This window comes from Kitasatospora purpeofusca, from assembly GCF_036010405.1.
Taxonomy (GTDB): domain Bacteria; phylum Actinomycetota; class Actinomycetes; order Streptomycetales; family Streptomycetaceae; genus Kitasatospora; species Kitasatospora purpeofusca.
In genome coordinates, this window is the sequence record NZ_CP108561.1 from 8,651,947 (window position 1) to 8,667,582 (window position 15,636).

Here is a 15,636-nt window from a genome sequence, read left to right on the forward strand (position 1 = left end):
CCATGACCCCACTCCGCCTGACCGGTCCCAAGCTGGCGCTGCGCGAGGTCGAACCCGAGGACACCGGCGGCCTCCTGGCGATCTACGGTGACCCCGAGGCCACCCGGCACCTCAGCTTCGAACCCCGCACCCGCGAGCAGGTCGAAGCGATCACTGCCCGCTCCATCGACTCCGCGCACGCCACCCCGCGTACTGAGTACTGCCTGGCCGTGACCCGGCGCGGCGAGCACCCGTTGATCGGCTACGCGCGCCTGGCAACCGAGCCGCAGCAGGCCGCCACCATCGGCTTCGCCCTCCACCCGGCCGCATGGGGCAAGGGCCTCGGCACCGAGACCGTCCACCTGCTCTGTGCCCTCGGCTTCAACGCCCTCGGCCTGCACCGCATCTGGGCCGCCCGAGCACCGCTCAACGAGGCCTCGGCCCGGACCCTGCTCCGAGCCGGGATGACCGAGGACGGCCGGATCCGTGACCACGTCTTCGTGCACGGGGCGTGGCGCGATTCGATCACCTACTCGATCCTGGAACACGAGTGGGCACCGATCGACGGCCTGGACACCGACGGAGCCGCCGAATCCGATCGCGGACCCAGCCCGGCAGGGTGATCCGCCCCTCGGTGTCGGATCCGAAGACGATCAACCCGGCGGCGCGGGTGTGTACTTCGGAACCGGTGCTGTTGAACGAAGCGGGCGCGGGAGAGGCTCCCGCGCCCGCTGTCGTTGGGCCGGTCACCGCCTTGGACGGTTTCGGCTCGCCGGTCGTGGTCGGCCTTCCGGGAGCAAGGCGGGGCCCTATCGCTGGAGTGGGCGACGGGGATCGAACTCGTGCGACAAGCCCGGGTAGGTCAGGGCCCGAGCAGGGCGTGGGCGGTGCGGACCAATGCCTCGTCGGTGGCGGGGTCGCGTTCGCCCGCCACTCCGGAGCGGAAGAGCGAGGCCCCCTCGATCAGCATGATGAACACCCCGGCGCGGGCGCGGCGTTCCTCCTCCGGGAGGTCGGGGTGGCGGCGGGCGAGGAAGGCCGCCACCTGGGTGCGGTAGTCGCCGTAGAACCCGCGGACGGCCGCCGCCACGGTGGTGTCCCGGGCGGCCAGGGCCCACACCTCGGCGAACAGCCGCATCAGGCGGGCGTCCTCCTGCTCGGCGAGCAGCGCGGTGACCACTGCGGCGGGCGCCCCGGAGGCGTCGGAGTCGGCGGAGAGCAGGGGCGCCAGCCGGTCGGCGGATCGTCGCAGCACCCGCTCCAGTACGGCGGCCACCAACTCGGCGTGGGTGGGGAAGTAGTACTGGAGGTGGCCCAGTCGCACGCCGGCCGCCGCGGCCACGGCCCGCATCGTCCACTCCGGGCCGCCCTCGGCGACCAGTACCGCCTCGGCGGCGTCCAGCAGGGCCTCCCGCCGTTCGGCCCCCTTCCGCCCCTGCCCTCGTGCGGGGGCGGCGGACGGGGCGGACGAGGCAGGTTCGGGTGCGGTGCTCATGCAGCAGCATCCAAGCCCGGAGCGGCGCTGATGTCGACCGCGACCCCCAGGGCGGCGAGGTCGGCCACCACCCGGGCCGGACGGGGCGTCTGCTCGGGGAAGGAGACGCCGGCCGGTGCCGCTGCCGCGCCGTCCGAGCCGAGGGCGCGGCGGAGGGCGAGCAGGCCGCCGACCGCGGTGAGGTGGGCCTGGCCGGACCGGTCCTCGACGACCGCGGTGAGGGTGCGGCCGGAGTGCTCGACGTCGACGCGCAGCAGCGCGGTGCCGCCCGCGCCGGGGGAGTACAGCAGGGCGCGGCGGGCGGACTGCCAGCGCTCGCCCCGACCCCAGCGGAAGAAGCCGGTGTGCTTGGCGGCCAGCAGGGCCCGGGTGCTGAGGTCGGAGCTGAAGCCGATCCGGGTGGTGGCGGTGGTGGTGCCGAGGGTGAGCGGCAGGGTGAACTGCTCCGGCGTGTCGATCCGGGCGACCCGGGTGGGGTGGTCGCCGATCCGGACGGTGCGGGCCCCGGTCAGCGGCGCGACGGTGCGGCGTCGGCCCTCGCCAATCACCTCGAAGTCCAGCCCCAGCCGGTCCATGAACTCCACGGAGTCCGCGCCGGCCCGGTCGGCGAGGTCCCAGCGGATCGCGGTCTCGACCCGGTCCGCCCCGCCGAGGCGTTCGGCCAGCGCGGCCGCGACGAGTCCGACCACGCCGCCCATCCAGGCCGAGGAGAGCAGCACCGGCGCGGTGGGGCGCAGCAGCGCGGCCACGGTGGCGGCGCGCTGGAGCCGGACGGTCCAGCGGGTGACGTCCACGTACGGGACGCCGGCGCGGGCCGCCGCTCGGAGCACCCGGTCGTCGGGGTCGTTGACGACGCCGACGACGGCGCTCACCGCCGCGCTGAAGGGGGCGGGGTCGGCGAGGTCCCAGCGACGGACGGCGGCGTGCGGGGCGCCGCCGAGTTCGCGGACGAGGGCCGCGCCCCGCTGCTCGGAGCGGCCGGTGAGCAGGACGGGGTGCTCGGCCGCGACCAGGCGGGCGAGTTCGGCGCCGACCGTCCCGTAGCCGCCGACCAGCAGGACCGGTCCCCGAGGGTCGAGCGAGAGGTGGTCGGGGCCGTCGGGCCCGTCGACGTCGGGGGCCTGGGTGTTCTCCGAAGTGGTCATATTCAAAAACTAGGTCAGGTGACCTAAAAATAAGATCAAGAGAGCAGGGCGGTCACAGATCAGGCCCGCTGTCCGGCGCCCCCGCCGGTCACCAGGGCGTGCGCGTCCGCGACCAGGTCCTCGACCCGTTCCCAGTCCACCGGCGGGACGTCGAGGCGGACGCCGATCCAGCCCCGGTGGCCGACGTAGGGCGGGCGGAAGAAGAGCTCGGGCTCCTCGGCGACCAGGAACTCCTGCGCGCCGGCCGCCGCCGGGCACCAGAACGCGAGGCGGTCGTCGTGGTGGTGGTCGGCCAGCATCACGAACACCCGCGCCCGGCGGCCGGCGCCGGCGAACCAGGTCGGCTCGCCGTGGCTGACCCGCTCGTCCACCTCCGGCAGGGCCAGGCAGACGGCCCGCAGCCGCTCCACGGCCGTCCGCTCCACGGCCGTCCGCTCCACGGCCGGGCCCGGGCCTGGGACCGGGCCCGACGGCTCGGCGGTCCGCACCGCTCAGCCCGCCGAGGGGCGCGGAGCACCCGGGTAGTTGCCGAAGTACCAGTGGTTGCCCTCGGGGTCGGCGGCGGCGAAGTCCCGCGAGCCGTAGTCGGTGTGGTACAGGGCCGTGGTGATCCGCGCCCCGGCGGCGGCCGCCCGCGCGTGCAGGGCGTCCGGGTCCGCCGTCACCACATAGGCGGAGAAGGTCCCGGGGCCGCCCGGCCAGGGCTCGCTGCCCTCGGTGGCCGGCCGGTCGGAGCCCAGCATGATCCCGCCGCCCTCCGGCCACGCGAGTTCGGCGTGGCCGACGAACTCGCCCTCGCCGTAGGCGACGACCTCCTCGAAGCCGAACGCCTCCACCAGGAAGCGGATCAGCGCCCGGGCGTCACGGGCCCGCAGACTGGGCCAGACCTGCGGGGCGGGCGCCGCCCCGCCGCCGGTGCCACCGTCACTCGCGCCGTTGATGTCTGCGCCGTCGGCGTCCATGGCCGGTACCTCCTCGGTTCGGGGCGCCCGGCCCGGGTGGGGGCCGGTCCGCCGTCATGCCTCCCACTCTGACCCGGGCCCGGCCGCCCCGCCTTGGACGTTTCGGAACTTCGCCTCGTCCGCCCCCTCCTCGGCGAGCCAGACCGTCGGCGCGCACCCCGCGAGCGTGCGGAACTCGCGCGCCAGATGCGCCTGGTCGAAGTACCCGCAGTGCACCGCCAGCTCCGCCAGCCGGGGCGCCGGACCGGGCGCGGCCAGCAGCCGCCGGGCGCGGTCGAACCGGATCACCCGGGCGGCGGCCTTCGGCGTGAGCCCGGTCTCCCGCCGGAACCGGTCCTGCAGGTGGCGGCCGCTCCAGCCGGTCTCCTCGGCGAGCGCGGCCACCGGCAGCGCCCCACCGCTGCGCCGGAGCGCGTCCCAGGCCCGCAGCACCTCGGGCGGCACCCGGCCGGACGGGTGCGCGAGCCGCAGCAGCGCGCCGTCCAGCGCCGCGAACCGCTCCGGCCAGGTCCGCGCCTCCCGCACGGCCTCCTGGAGCCGCTCGGCCACCGCGCCGAGCACCGCCTCCGCCGGTACGTCCAGCTCGGCCAGCTCCCCGGCCGGCAGTCCGAACAGCGCCCGCGCCGCCAGCGGGTGGACGGCGACCTGGATGCCGGACTGCCGGCCGTCGTGGCTGATCAGCGCCGGGGCGGTGTGCAGGCCGCCGAGCAGGGTGGCGAACCGGCCGGGGGGCTGCGCCGGGTCGGGGTGGCCCGCCATGGTGAGCGGTTCGTCCAGGGTCACGATGAAGGTCAGGTACGGGGACGGCAGGCCCCGGTGCAGGGCGGGCGGCAGGCCCCGTTGGCGGTAGCCCGAGTACCAGGCCACATAGGGGCGCAGCGCGGTCGCGGGACGGGCCCGGACCGCCTCGTCGACCAGGTCGGGGGCGGTCGTCACCGCTGTCCGGTCCGACGCCCTCACCGCACCGGGCGCCCCGGCGAACTCCTCCGTCACGCCCCCAGTATCGTCCCGCCGGACGGGCGCGGACGCGCTCGGCGACTGCCTCCCCGGCAGGCCCCGGCCACGGCCTCCCGACCACGCTCGGCGACGGCCGTCCCGATGCGCTCGCGGACTCCCGGGACCCGTGCGTAGGGTGGGCGCACCGGAACACCCGGTGCTCGGGGAGACCCTGAGGAGGAGCCCGTGACTACTGCCCGAGACATCATGCACGCCGGCGCCCAGTGCGTCGCCGCCGACCAGAGCCTCGCCGATGCCGCCCGGATGATGCGCGACATGAATGTCGGCGCCCTCCCGATCTGCGGCGCGGACCAGAAGCTGAAGGGCATCATCACCGATCGCGACATCATCGTCCGGTGCATCGCCGAGGGGCGGGACCCGGCGTCGGTGAAGGCCATGGAGCTGGCCGGCCACCTGCACTGCGTGCACGCGGACGACAGCATGGACGCGGTGCTCCACAAGATGGAGCAGCACCAGATCCGCCGCATCCCGGTCATCGACGGCGACCGGCTGGTCGGCATGATCAGCGAGGCCGACCTCGCGACGGGCCACCGCGAGGGCCAGCGGCTGACGGACCAGCAGATCGTCGACTTCATGGACAGCGTCTACATGACCCGCTGACACCGCCGCCGGCAGCGGACACCCGCCGCCGCCCGCCTCCCACCGCGGGACGCCCACCACTGACGCCCCCAGGACCCCCGTGCCGCACCGGCGCGGGGGTCCCGGCCCGCTCCGGGCGGTCTGTAACAGAATCCCCGGACCGGTTAACGCGGGCGCCCCGGCGGCCCTCCTGGTCGTAGAAGTGTGGGAACGACGACAGGAGCGCTGGTGGATCCCGTGACGGGCTCGGTGGTGGCAGGTGTGCTGGGGCTGGTGGGCGCCTTGGTCACCCTGGTGGGGCAGTTACGGCCGCGCCGGCGGGAGCGGCAGCCTCCCCCGCCGCCCCCGGTCGTGGTCGTCCTCGCGCTCCGGGCGAGCCGGTCCGAGGACGACGGACAGAAGCGGCCGGGGCGGCCGGGACGGCCGGAGCCGTACGAGGAGCGGGGTCGCGGCGCGCATGAGTGAGACCGGCCCGGAGGGGGAGGCCGCGTCGGCGGCGTCCCTCGGCCACCTTCCGGCCCCCGCCGACGGCAGCGGGACCGGAGCCCGGCACGGCGAGTTCGCGTACTTCTACCGCACCTGCCTCCGCCGGCTGGTGGCGTTCCTGATGTGGCAGGGGGCGCCGGCCGCACTGGCTGCGGACCTGGCCCAGGACACCATGGTCAAGGCGTACGAGCGCTGGGACCGGATCCAGTCGCCGGAGGCGTGGTGCCGGAGAGTGGCGTCCCGTGAACTCGTGCGCGCCTTCAGCCAGGTCGAGGACAGCATCGAGGAACTCGCGCTCGAACCGACCTCGCTGCTTCCGGCGCCGGGGCACGCCGCCGAGTGGGAGGACGAGCAGGAGATCCTGCGGCTGCTGGGCGGCCTGCCCGCCCGTCAGCGCCAGGTCCTGGCGTGGACGCTGGACGGCTACACGCCGACGGAGATCGCCGCCGAGCTGGGCATGCGGCCCGCCGCGGTCCGCGCCAGCCTCTTCAAGGCGCGGCTGGCCGTCTCCAGCAGAATGACCGATCGAGAGGGGGAATGATGGCCGAGCGCGGTTCTCCCGAGCGCCGCACCCGTGATTTCTCGGACCGGATGGCGGCGCTGCGGAAATCCTTCCTGCACGGGCTCGACGCCCATCTGGACGTGGAGGCCGGGCTGCGCGAGGTGATGCTGTGCGCCCGTCACAAGGAGCTGGCGGAGGGCCTGGACGCCGTGCTCGACATCGAGGCCGGGCTGGTGTCCGTACTGTCCCGGGGCACGGCCAGGACGGAGTTCGAGGAGGCCGCCGCCCCCCTCTACGACGTCGGCCTGATGCACCAGCGGTTCGAACTGATCGGCCCCGAGCAGCGCCTGGTGCTGCGCGGGCACCCGCTGGTCACCTCGGCCATCCTCGCGGACCTGCTGATCCGCACCGTGGTGCTGGCCCAGGACCTCACCTACGGCCTGGGATTCGGCCGCTACCGCGGGATGCCGCTGCAGCGGGCGGTGTTCGCCGCCCAGGGGGTCGCCCGGGGCATCGCGCAGGAGCTCGACCGGCGGGCAGCCCTCGCCTGGGACCTGCGGGACCGCGCCCACGAGATCGTGGCGCTGCTCGAACCCCACTACCCGGAGATCGACCGGGCCCGCCGGGTCGGACAGCTCCTGGTGCGGGAGATGGTGACCACGATCGACGCGCGGGTGCGGACGGCGGACCACCCGGCGATCGCCGAATTCCTGCGCGCCTGCGAGGTGTTCATGTACGCGGTGATCGGCGGGGACCTCACCCGCGCGGTCCGGGAGGTGGAGTACCTGTCCCGGGTGCTGGTCGAGCAGGTCGGCGAACTGCTCGAACTCGGCGAACCGGAGACCCTGGACCTGGAGTTCCTGGCCGAGGTCCTGGACGACTTCACCACCGCCGACCTCACCTCGGTCGACCTCGCCGGGGTCGACCTCGCGGGCGTCCGCTGGTCCGAGCTGCGCACCCGGTGGCCCGCCGCCATCAGCGTCGACCAGCTGCGGGCGGACTCCCGGGAGACGCTGCCCGGGTCCGGGATCTACGTCGTCCGGCCGGGCACGGGGACCCGTGACGTGACCAGGGTCTGAGGACGCCGGACGGGCGCGGCGCCGGGAGTCCGGCACCGCGCCCGCCCTCGACCGCCGGCCGTGTCCGGCGGCGTCGGCAGGTGAGTGTCACCAGGTGGGTATCACCGAAAGCGTCACCGGGTGGGCGTCACCAGGTGGGCATCACCGAATGAGCGTCACCAGGCGTGCGTCAGCAGGTGAGCACCGGCGCGGCCCAGTCGGCGTGGTCGCTGTTGGTGCCGTCGCCGCCGTCCGTCACCACGAGCCGCAGCTCGTTGGCCCCGGCCAGTGCCGCCGTCAGGTGCTTGACGCCGGACGCGGAGGTGACCCGGCCGCTGTCGGCGACCTTGGTGTCGTCGGCGTAGATCTCGAAGGAGACCGAACCCCGGCCCTGGGCCTCGGCGTCGATGCCGACATCGGTGCTGATCGAGGAGCAGGCGCCGCCGAGGTAGTAGACGATCTCGCTGAAGGCGTTGACGCCCAGGCCCTTGGCGTAGGTGGCGCCGCCGACGGTGATGGTGCTGCCGTCCCGCGCCTGGTTGTCGCCGTTGCTCATGTCGCGCTCGACCGGGCCCCAGCTGTTGCCCGCCGCCGACCAGTTGAGGTCGGAGACCTGGTACGTCCCGGCGGCCGGACCGTCGCCGCAGGCGACCCGGACGTTCGCCCAGTCGGCGTGGTCCCAGGAGGTGCCGTCGCCGCCGTCGGTGACGACCAGCTTCAGCTCCTGCGCCCCGGAGAGGTCGGCGGTGAGCCGTCGCGCCGGGTCCTGGCCGGTGACCGGACCGCTGTCGGCGGCCTTCACGCCGTCCTTGAAGACCTGGAACACCACCGAGCCGTTGCCGTAGGCGTCGTCGTCGATGCCCACGTCGGTGACCAGGTTGCGGCAGGTCCCGCCGAGGTGGAAGCCGATCTCACTGGGGGCGTGCACCCCGAGGCCGTTGGGGAACTGGGCGCCGCGGATGGTGATCGTCCCACCGTCGCCGGCCACGTGGTCGCCGTTGCTGCGGTCGCGCTCCACCGGGCCCCAGAAGTTGGCCGCCGAGGTGAACGGCAGGTCGCTCAGCCGGGTCACGCCCGAGGGCGGGGAGACCGGCGAGCTCGGGGTGACCCGGAACATCGCCGTGCCGTGACCGGGCACGACCGCGCTGATCGCACCGTTGCCGGTGCTGGTCTTCTTCGACCACAGGTCCTTGACCTTGTAGGACTCGGCGCCGCCGATCCCGACCGCCTGCGCGGTGGTGCTGATGGTGGCGTCGTAGGAGCCCTCGTTGGTGAGGGTCACCGAACGGCTGCCGTCCGCCAGCGGCTTGCTCATCACCACCAGCCCGTTCTCCCGGGAGACCACGGCACCCTGCTTGCCCAGCGGGTCCTGGTCGATCGCGATCACATCGGTGTTGGTGAGGATCTCCAGGGTCTCCGGCTCGGCGGTCCGCAGGTCGGTGCCGATCATCAGCGGGGCGGCCATCTGCGCCCAGAGGCTGAAGTGGGTCCGGTACTCGGTCCCGGTCATGCCGCCGTTGCCGACCTCCAGCATGTCCGGGTCGTTGAACGCCCCGGACTTGGCGTAGTTCGCCAGGCCCTGGTTGGCCTGCGCGATGGAGATCATGCTCTGCCAGTTGTCGCTGATGTCACCGGTGGTGCGCCAGGAGTTGCCGACCGGCTGCGCCCAGTTCCACGGCCCGGTGCTGCCCCACTCGCAGATGCTGTAGAGGATCGAGCGGCCGGTCTTCTTCAGGGCGTCGCCCATGGCCTTGTACCGGGTCCTGGCGTCGATGCCCTTGTTGTTGCAGTTGTCGTACTTGAGGTAGTCGACGCCCCAGGACGCCCACAGGTCGGCGTCCTGCTGCTCGTGGCCGAGCCCGCCGGGGAAGCCCTTGACGTCACAGGTGTGGTCGCCGGCGCTGGAGTAGATGCCGAACTTCAGGCCCTTGCCGTGCACGTAGTCGGCGAGGGCCTTGATGCCGTGCGGGAAGCGGACCGGGTCGGCCACCAGGTTGCCGCTCGCGTCGCGCTGGGGCTGGGCCCAGCAGTCGTCGAGGTTGACGTACTGGTAGCCGGCCGCCTTGAGGCCCTTGGCGACGAAGATGTCGGCGATGCCCTTGATCATCGCCTCGTTGAACTGGGCCCCGCAGTAGGTGGAGTTCCAGTTGTTGAAGCCCATCTGCGGCGTCAGGTTGAGGCCGTTGTCGAGGGCCGCGGCCGACGGTGCGGTCGCGAGCTGGAGCCCCACCGTCACGGCGCCGCCGCCGGCGAACAGGGCTAGTGCGGTGAGCGCGGACGCGGCACGGCGCGCCGGTCGGGCGTCGGGGGTTCGCACGAATCCTCCATCGAGGGATCGGAGTCGGTCGGGGGAAACAGACCGGCCGGCCTGGCGGGGGAGCCTGGCGGCAGACCGGTCGGACCGGCTTGAGGGGGTGGGTGGTGCTTGCGGATCACGCCGGACGGGGCCGGTGGAGCGGGCCGCTCAGTTCAGCGGCGTCCAGGCCTGGCCGGGCGAGGCCGGGTTCGGCGGGTTCAGGACCACGGCGGAGGTCGGCGCGGACCGAGGGGCGTCCAGGGCGAGTCCGCTGGCGACGTTGGTGATGGTCAGCGCGCCGGTGGCGGCGTTCTGGGTGACCCGCCACTTCTGGTTGGGGCTGTTGGGGTCCCAGCGGTTGAGCACCCAGGCGGCCGAGCCGTTGCCGCTGCCGCCGGTCAGGGTGCCGTGGGTCTGGGTGGGCGTGTCGCAGTTGTCGGTGATCCGGACGGTGCCGTCGGGGTTCGGGGTGAACTTCCACTGCTCCGAGGTGTGCCAGTCCCACCAGGTGTTGACGTCGGTGGTCGAGCCGTCGGGCGCGGAGCACATGCCGTTGACCTCCAGGGCCTGCCCGCCGGTGCCGCCGGCGCTGATGCCGTGGTAGCGGCCGTCGCCGACGACCGCCGCCGGGACGGTGGTGGGCAGCGCCTTGAGGCGGTACATGGTGACGCCGTGGGCCGGGACCCAGCCGCCGAGGGAGTTGGTGAAGGTGCCGGTGGCGCCGGTCCAGAGGTCCTTGGCGGTGTAGCCGGGGCCGGTCAGTCCGAGGTCGGCGAGCGTGGTGGTGATGTTCCGCCAGCCGGACGGGTCCTGGTTGATCAGCAGCACCGCCGTGTCGCCGTCGGCGAGTTGGCGCTTGAGGACGATCGGGTCGGTGGCGTTTCCCGGCGTGCGGCCGACCAGGGTGGCCGGCTTGGCGAGGCGGTCCTGGTTCACCGCGATGACGTCGGCGTTCTTGTAGACCGCCAGCGCCGAGTCGCTGATGCCGGTGGACCAGGTGTAGCCCTTGTCGCTGTGCTGGGAGTCGGCCGCGGTACGCAGGTCGGCGCCGCTGATGAGCGGGGAGGCCATCATGGCGAGGACGGACATCTCGCTGCGCGACTCGTCGTCGGTCATCGGCTTGTGGCACACGCAGCTGTCGGTGGTGCCGTAGATGCCGTAGGGGTTCAGCCACCCCGCGAACATCATGTCCATGTCGTTCCAGCTGCCGGGCCGGACGTTGGTCGGGTACTGGAGCGCGGTCCGCAGCTGGCCGTTGTACAGCACGCCGTCCAGGTCCGGGCCCCGGTCGCCGCCGATCCGGCACAGGTTGGCGACCTGGCCGCACCACTTGCCGGTCGGCGCGTAACCGGGCGCCTCGCGCTCGGGCGTTCCGGCGGCGACCACCACCGGGTCGGTGCGGGCCGGGTCGTCGGGGGCCAGCAGGTAGGGAACACCGGAGTGCACCGGCTGGGCGGACACGCTCAGGGTGACCCTGGGCCGGTTCTGCGCGGCCGAGGCGGCGTCCAGTGCCCGGCGGAAGTCCTGCACCCGGGCGTAGATGGAGCGGGTGAGCTCGCGGCCGACGCCCTGGGTGTAGTAGTCGTGGCCGTCGGGGCCGATGATCTTCGGCCCGTAGGGACAGTCGTCGTACTTGACGTAGTCGACGCCCCAGGAGACGAAGTCGGCGGCGTCGACGGTCTCGTGGCCCAGGCTGCCGGGGCGGCCCTGGCAGGTGGTGTAGGTGGTGGTGGCGTAGAGGCCGAACTTCATGCCCTTGCTGTGCGCGTACCAGGAGAGGTACTCGATGCCGTTGAGCGTCCGGCCGTTGACGGCGCGGTTCGGGAACCGCTCCGGGTCGGGCACCAGGTGACCGCTCGTCAGGTCGATGCCGTTGCCGTCGGTGCCGGCGACCGGGTTGCGGTTGGCGTCGTACAGCTGCATCGCGCCTTCGGCGGTCTTCGCGAAGTCGGCGCTCTGGCCGTCGCGGTGGCCCAGCGACCAGCCGTCGTCGATGGTCACGGTGTTGTAGCCGGCCGCGACCAGGCCGCGGGAGACCATGAAGTCGATGGTCTGGAGGACCTCCTGCTGGGTGACGCCGGTGCCGAGGGTGTTCCAGGAGTTCCAGCCCATCGGCGGGGTGAGGGCCTGTCCGTTCTCGACGGCGGCGGCGGGGGTCGCCGAGGGGCCGAGGGCGAGTGTGCCGAGTCCGGCCGAGGCGACGGCCAGGGCGAGCAGCGTGCGGGGCACTGCTCGGAGCACGGCTCGGGACACGGTGAGGGGGAGGTTCGGCGCGGTTCTGCGCATGGGCGCTCCAGGGCGCGAGTGGGGGCGGGTGGGGGTTACGTGGGGGTGCGTGGCGGCGCTGAGGTGCGGCAGGCAGGGGAGTCGCCGTGATGTTTTCTGTCTCTTTTCCCAACAGAAAGCAACGCAGCATAGACATGACTGAACCTGTCACTCAAGAGGGCGTGCGAACCCCGGAGGCCGTTGTCATTACTTGTCCCATATGGCGCGTCACGACTTGATCTCGGCGGTGAACGGCACTTGACGGCCCATCAAGGGTGGGTGTGCAATTTCACATTGCGTTTGAATGTGTTTGGTTCTGCTGCTGGAGAGCGGTCCTGCCCGGTGGCGGTTCCCCGCGCCCCGGTCCGCCCGGTCCGCCCGGTCCGCCCGGTCCGCCCGGACCGGGCGTGTACGGGAGCGGGTCGGCGGGCAGGTGACCCGTCGTGGTGGGTGACCGCCCGGGTGCGGAGCGTTCGGCGCCCCTCGGGTGGGTCACCGTCCGTCGGCAGGACGGGAGGGCGCAGCAGTGACCACGAAGTGGACCGGCGTGTGGCTGGAGGACGTGCGGCTCGACGTGGCCGGGATCGGCGGCATGGCATTCCGGCCGGACCCCTCGGCGGAGCTGCCGGAGCGGGTGGAGGTCTACCGGATCCTGGACGGCCGGGGCGAGCCGCTGCCCTGCACGCCGGCCGAGCACGAACGGTGGGAGCTGGCTGCCCTGGCCTGCCTCGACCGGTTGTCGCGGGCCCTGGAGGACTTCTACTGGGCGCACGGCGGTACCAGGATCGAGATCGACCTCGCCTCCGGTCGGGGAACCCGCTGGGGGATCGGCCGGCCGCGCCGCTGGCCGGGGTGGGAGAGGAGGACCGTCGAACGCTCGGCCCGCGCCCAGCACGTCCTCGCACTGGAGGTGCGGCGGGCCGTCGAGGAGTACCGGCCGGTGTCGGCGGAGGTCGCCCTGCGGGTGGCCGAGGCGCTCGCGGCCCGCCGGGCGGCGATGGAGGCCGAGCAGGAGGCGACGCGGCACCGGCGGGCGGTCCTCGACGAGTCGGCCGGGCGCCGGGTGTGGCAGCACCGCAGCGCCGGCTCGGGGGAGCCGGTGCTCGTCCGGCGCGTCGACCTGCCGGGGCCGGGTGCGGCGGCCGGCACCTCCGGCGGTTCGATGACCGAGGATCAGGAGCCGCTGACCGCGCGGGAGTTGGCCGACGCGTTGAACGCCCTCGCGCGGCGGGCGGAAAGCCCGGTCGACATCCGGTGGGACGAGCGCGCCACGGCCGTGACGGAGGCGGAGTGCCTGGCCCAGGAGGTGCACCTGACGTTCCTGGAGTGGTGGCACGATCTGGCCGGTCCCGCCTGGCGGCCCGGCCCCCACGGTCCCGCTCCGGTCTTCGTGCCGCCCGGGCAGCGTTCCTCCGCTCCCCGGCAGAGTTTCGGCGGCACCGGCATGGGCGGCACCGGCGGCTTCAGTGGCGGGCACTCCTACGGCGGGTTCGGCGGCTACTGAGGCGGCTGCCGCCGGCCCGGCCTCCGGTTCGTGCCGCGGCTCCGGCTCGTGCCGCGGCTCCGTGTCCCGGCGAGGGGCGGTCAGGCCCCTGCGACCGGGGCGACGACGAGCTCCCCGACGGTTTCCGTCAGGGCGGCCCGGGCCTGGGCGTTGAGCGCCGAATCGGTGACGAACACATCGATCTCGTCGAGGGTGGCGAAGCCGCTGAGCGCGACCACACCCCACTTGGTGTGGTCAGCGACGACGGCGACCCGGCGCGCGGAGGCCACCAGCGCCCGGTTGGTCTGCGCCTCCGCGAGGTTGGGCGTGGTCAGACCGGCCCGCTCGGAGACGCCGTGGGCGCCCAGGATCAACAGGTCGACGTGGAGCGAGCGGACGGCCTGGTCGGCCAGCGGCCCGACCAGCGCGGCCGAGGGCGTGGGCGCCCCGCCGGTCAGCAGCAGCGAGGGCGCGCCCGTCCCGTGCTCGTCGCCGGCCGAGCGGACCAGCTCCGCGACCGGCAGCGAGTTGGTGACGACGGTGAGACGCGGGATGTGCAGCAGCCGGGCCGCGACCGCGTAGGCGGTGGTGCCTGCGGCGATCGCGATCACACTGCCCGGCTCGACCAGGGTGGCGGCGGCCTCGGCCACCGCGGCCTTCGCGGCCGACTCCAGGCCGGACTTGGCCTCGAAGCCCGGTTCGTCGATGGCGGTGTCCGAGGCGGAGACGGCGCCGCCGTGCACCTTCTTCACCACGCCCGAACGCTCCAGCGCGTCGAGGTCGCGCCGCACGGTCATGTCCGAGACGCCCAACTGGTCGACCAGCTCGGCGACGCGCACCGCCCCGCTGCGGCGCACCATCTCGGCGATCAGCGCTTGCCGCTGGTGGGCCAGCAGTCCGGTGTCCGCCACGGATGCGCTCCCTCGTGCTGGTGTGCCATCAGGCCCGACAGTCCGTAAAGGATACTGGCTGGCCGCATACGCCCGACCACCCAGGTGCGCGCCGATACACGACCGAGACGCCTTTACCGGATCCTGACCCGATCGACGGACGTCCGCGACGCCGTCCACACAGAAGCCAGATGTGTCATGGCTAGCGTCCCGGTCATGTTCAAGACACCCGGAACCACTGCCAAGACGCCGACCGTCGCCGAGACGCCGACCACTGCCGAGACACCGACCACTGCCGAGGCGTCCGGAGCCACCGCCACCGACCGGGCCCGCCCGCGCGGGCGCGCCGTCCTGGGGGCACTGCTGCTGAGCGCGACCGCGGCGGCGCTGCTGCCGACCGCGGCGGTCGCCGCGGAACGCGAGTCCGTCACGACCCACGCCGGCGCCACGACCACCGAGGAGCGCGACCGGATCGACGGCTACTGGACCCCCGACCGGATGCGGCTCGCGGGCGCCCTCGTCCCCGAGATCACGCCCGTGCCGGAGGACGACCGCACGCCCGACGACCCCCGGCCGCTGCCCGTCGGCACCCCGGACCCGGGGGCGGTCTGGACCCGCGGTGGCGCGGTGAACCGCAGCGTTGGCCGGCTGTTCTTCACCTTCTCCGACGGCTACGACGGCAGCTGCACCGCCACCGTCGTCACCGCCGCGAACCGCAGCACCGCTGTCACCGCCGCGCACTGTCTGCGGGGCGTCGGGGCCGCCAGCGCCGACGACACCTGGCGCCACAACCTGTACTTCGTCCCCGGCTACCGCAACGGCACCAAGCCGCTCGGCGGCTTCAGTGTCCGGAGCATGGCCACCTCCTCCCACTGGGACGCCGACCCGGGCGGCACGACCTCGGACGCCGTCGCCGCGGCCGGCCACGACACCGGGATGCTGGTGCTGAACCGTTCGGCCGACGGACGGCGGGTCGCCGAGGTCACCGGAAGCCAGCGGATCGCGTTCACCCGGCCCGTGGCGGGCGAGTTCGTCGACACCTTCGGCTACCCGAAGGACCGGCTCAACGATCCCGCCGCCAAGTACGCCGGTTCGCGCATGATCCACTGCGCCGGACCCGCCCGCCAGGGCCCGGCGGCCCCGCTGCTGTGGGGCGAGTCCTGCGACATGTCGCACGGGGCGAGCGGAGGCCCCCACCTGACCGGCTTCGACCCCCGGACCGGTTCCGGCACGGTCGTGGGCGTCACCACCACGACCGAGGAACTCGCGGGCGGAACCGCCGGCACGCTCTACGCGACCCGTCTGGGTGAGGGTGCGCGTCGTCTGTACGACTGGGCGGGTGGTCGGGTGGTCTGACGTCGGTCGGGTGTTGTGTGCGGGGGACGCACGACGCCGCTGGTCACCTGGCCGTCCCTGTGGTGGGGGTGGTCGGGTGCAGCGGCGTTGTTGTGGTGCGCCCCGCATGGTGCGGGGGTGGGG

Annotated in this window: 14 protein-coding genes and 2 pseudogenes; 7 read left to right on the plus strand and 9 right to left on the minus strand. The window is 73.5% G+C overall.

Annotated elements, in window-relative coordinates; translation table 11 throughout:
• Positions 1–2: 2 nt before the first annotated feature.
• Positions 3–602, plus strand: a complete 600-nt coding sequence (locus tag OG715_RS37635; RefSeq protein WP_266272761.1) for a GNAT family N-acetyltransferase — start codon at positions 3–5, stop codon at positions 600–602.
• 239 nt (positions 603–841) lie between these two features.
• Here OG715_RS37635 and OG715_RS37640 read toward each other — a convergent pair whose 3' ends face one another.
• From OG715_RS37640 to OG715_RS37660, 5 genes are all read right to left on the minus strand, one after another.
• Positions 842–1,474 (minus strand): TetR/AcrR family transcriptional regulator, encoded by a 633-nt coding sequence (locus OG715_RS37640; RefSeq protein ID WP_266272760.1) that lies wholly within the window; start codon positions 1,472–1,474, stop codon positions 842–844.
• Positions 1,471–2,619 carry a saccharopine dehydrogenase family protein gene (locus tag OG715_RS37645; protein ID WP_266272759.1) on the minus strand — a complete coding sequence of 383 codons (1,149 nt, stop codon included), beginning with the start codon at positions 2,617–2,619 and terminating at the stop codon, positions 1,471–1,473. Before OG715_RS37645 ends, OG715_RS37640 begins: the two co-directional genes overlap by 4 nt.
• Positions 2,620–2,678: 59 nt before the next feature.
• Entirely contained in the window at positions 2,679–3,044 is a 366-nt protein-coding gene (locus OG715_RS37650) for an MmcQ/YjbR family DNA-binding protein (protein ID WP_266272758.1), read from the minus strand.
• Positions 3,045–3,110: 66 nt separating this feature from the next.
• Positions 3,111–3,581 (minus strand): VOC family protein, encoded by a 471-nt coding sequence (locus tag OG715_RS37655; protein ID WP_266272757.1) that lies wholly within the window; start codon positions 3,579–3,581, stop codon positions 3,111–3,113.
• Positions 3,582–3,635: 54 nt separating this feature from the next.
• On the minus strand, positions 3,636–4,574 hold the full coding sequence (locus OG715_RS37660; RefSeq protein WP_266272756.1) for a helix-turn-helix domain-containing protein: 939 nt from the start codon (positions 4,572–4,574) through the stop codon (positions 3,636–3,638).
• Positions 4,575–4,763: 189 nt separating this feature from the next.
• Between OG715_RS37660 and OG715_RS37665 the strand changes: the two genes are divergently transcribed.
• The 4 genes from OG715_RS37665 (at position 4,764) to OG715_RS37680 (ending at position 7,244) form a co-directional block, all read left to right on the plus strand.
• Positions 4,764–5,198: a CBS domain-containing protein gene (locus tag OG715_RS37665; RefSeq protein ID WP_266272755.1), complete on the plus strand. Its 435-nt coding sequence runs from the start codon at positions 4,764–4,766 to the stop codon at positions 5,196–5,198.
• A gap of 207 nt (positions 5,199–5,405) precedes the next feature.
• On the plus strand, positions 5,406–5,642 hold the full coding sequence (locus tag OG715_RS37670; RefSeq protein ID WP_266272754.1) for a hypothetical protein: 237 nt from the start codon (positions 5,406–5,408) through the stop codon (positions 5,640–5,642).
• The gene (locus tag OG715_RS37675) at positions 5,635–6,204 is read left to right on the plus strand and encodes an RNA polymerase sigma factor (RefSeq protein WP_051742781.1); all 570 of its coding nucleotides are present in this window, start codon (positions 5,635–5,637) and stop codon (positions 6,202–6,204) included. Before OG715_RS37670 ends, OG715_RS37675 begins: the two co-directional genes overlap by 8 nt.
• Positions 6,204–7,244, plus strand: coding sequence for a hypothetical protein (locus OG715_RS37680; protein WP_266272753.1), 1,041 nt, complete (start codon positions 6,204–6,206; stop codon positions 7,242–7,244). The genes OG715_RS37675 and OG715_RS37680 overlap by 1 nt, the downstream gene beginning before the upstream one ends.
• Before the next feature lie 169 nt (positions 7,245–7,413).
• Here the strand turns inward: OG715_RS37680 and OG715_RS37685 are convergent.
• The 3 genes and pseudogenes from OG715_RS37685 to OG715_RS37695 all read right to left on the minus strand — a co-directional run.
• Positions 7,414–7,830: pseudogene (locus OG715_RS37685) on the minus strand (NPCBM/NEW2 domain-containing protein); the annotation flags it as partial.
• 36 nt (positions 7,831–7,866) lie between these two features.
• Positions 7,867–9,540: pseudogene (locus OG715_RS37690) on the minus strand (NPCBM/NEW2 domain-containing protein); the annotation flags it as partial.
• 147 nt (positions 9,541–9,687) lie between these two features.
• Positions 9,688–11,760 carry an alpha-galactosidase gene (locus OG715_RS37695; RefSeq protein ID WP_266272752.1) on the minus strand — a complete coding sequence of 691 codons (2,073 nt, stop codon included), beginning with the start codon at positions 11,758–11,760 and terminating at the stop codon, positions 9,688–9,690.
• 550 nt (positions 11,761–12,310) lie between these two features.
• Here OG715_RS37695 and OG715_RS37700 point away from each other — a divergent pair.
• Entirely contained in the window at positions 12,311–13,288 is a 978-nt protein-coding gene (locus tag OG715_RS37700) for a hypothetical protein (RefSeq protein ID WP_266272751.1), read from the plus strand.
• Between the two features lie 80 nt (positions 13,289–13,368).
• On the opposite strand, the gene OG715_RS37705 is transcribed toward OG715_RS37700, so the two are convergent.
• Positions 13,369–14,127: a DeoR/GlpR family DNA-binding transcription regulator gene (locus OG715_RS37705; RefSeq protein WP_407661152.1), complete on the minus strand. Its 759-nt coding sequence runs from the start codon at positions 14,125–14,127 to the stop codon at positions 13,369–13,371.
• Positions 14,128–14,373: 246 nt separating this feature from the next.
• On the opposite strand from OG715_RS37705, the gene OG715_RS37710 reads away from it, so the two are divergent.
• Positions 14,374–15,513 (plus strand): trypsin-like serine peptidase, encoded by a 1,140-nt coding sequence (locus tag OG715_RS37710; protein ID WP_266272749.1) that lies wholly within the window; start codon positions 14,374–14,376, stop codon positions 15,511–15,513.
• Positions 15,514–15,636 lie beyond the last annotated feature (123 nt).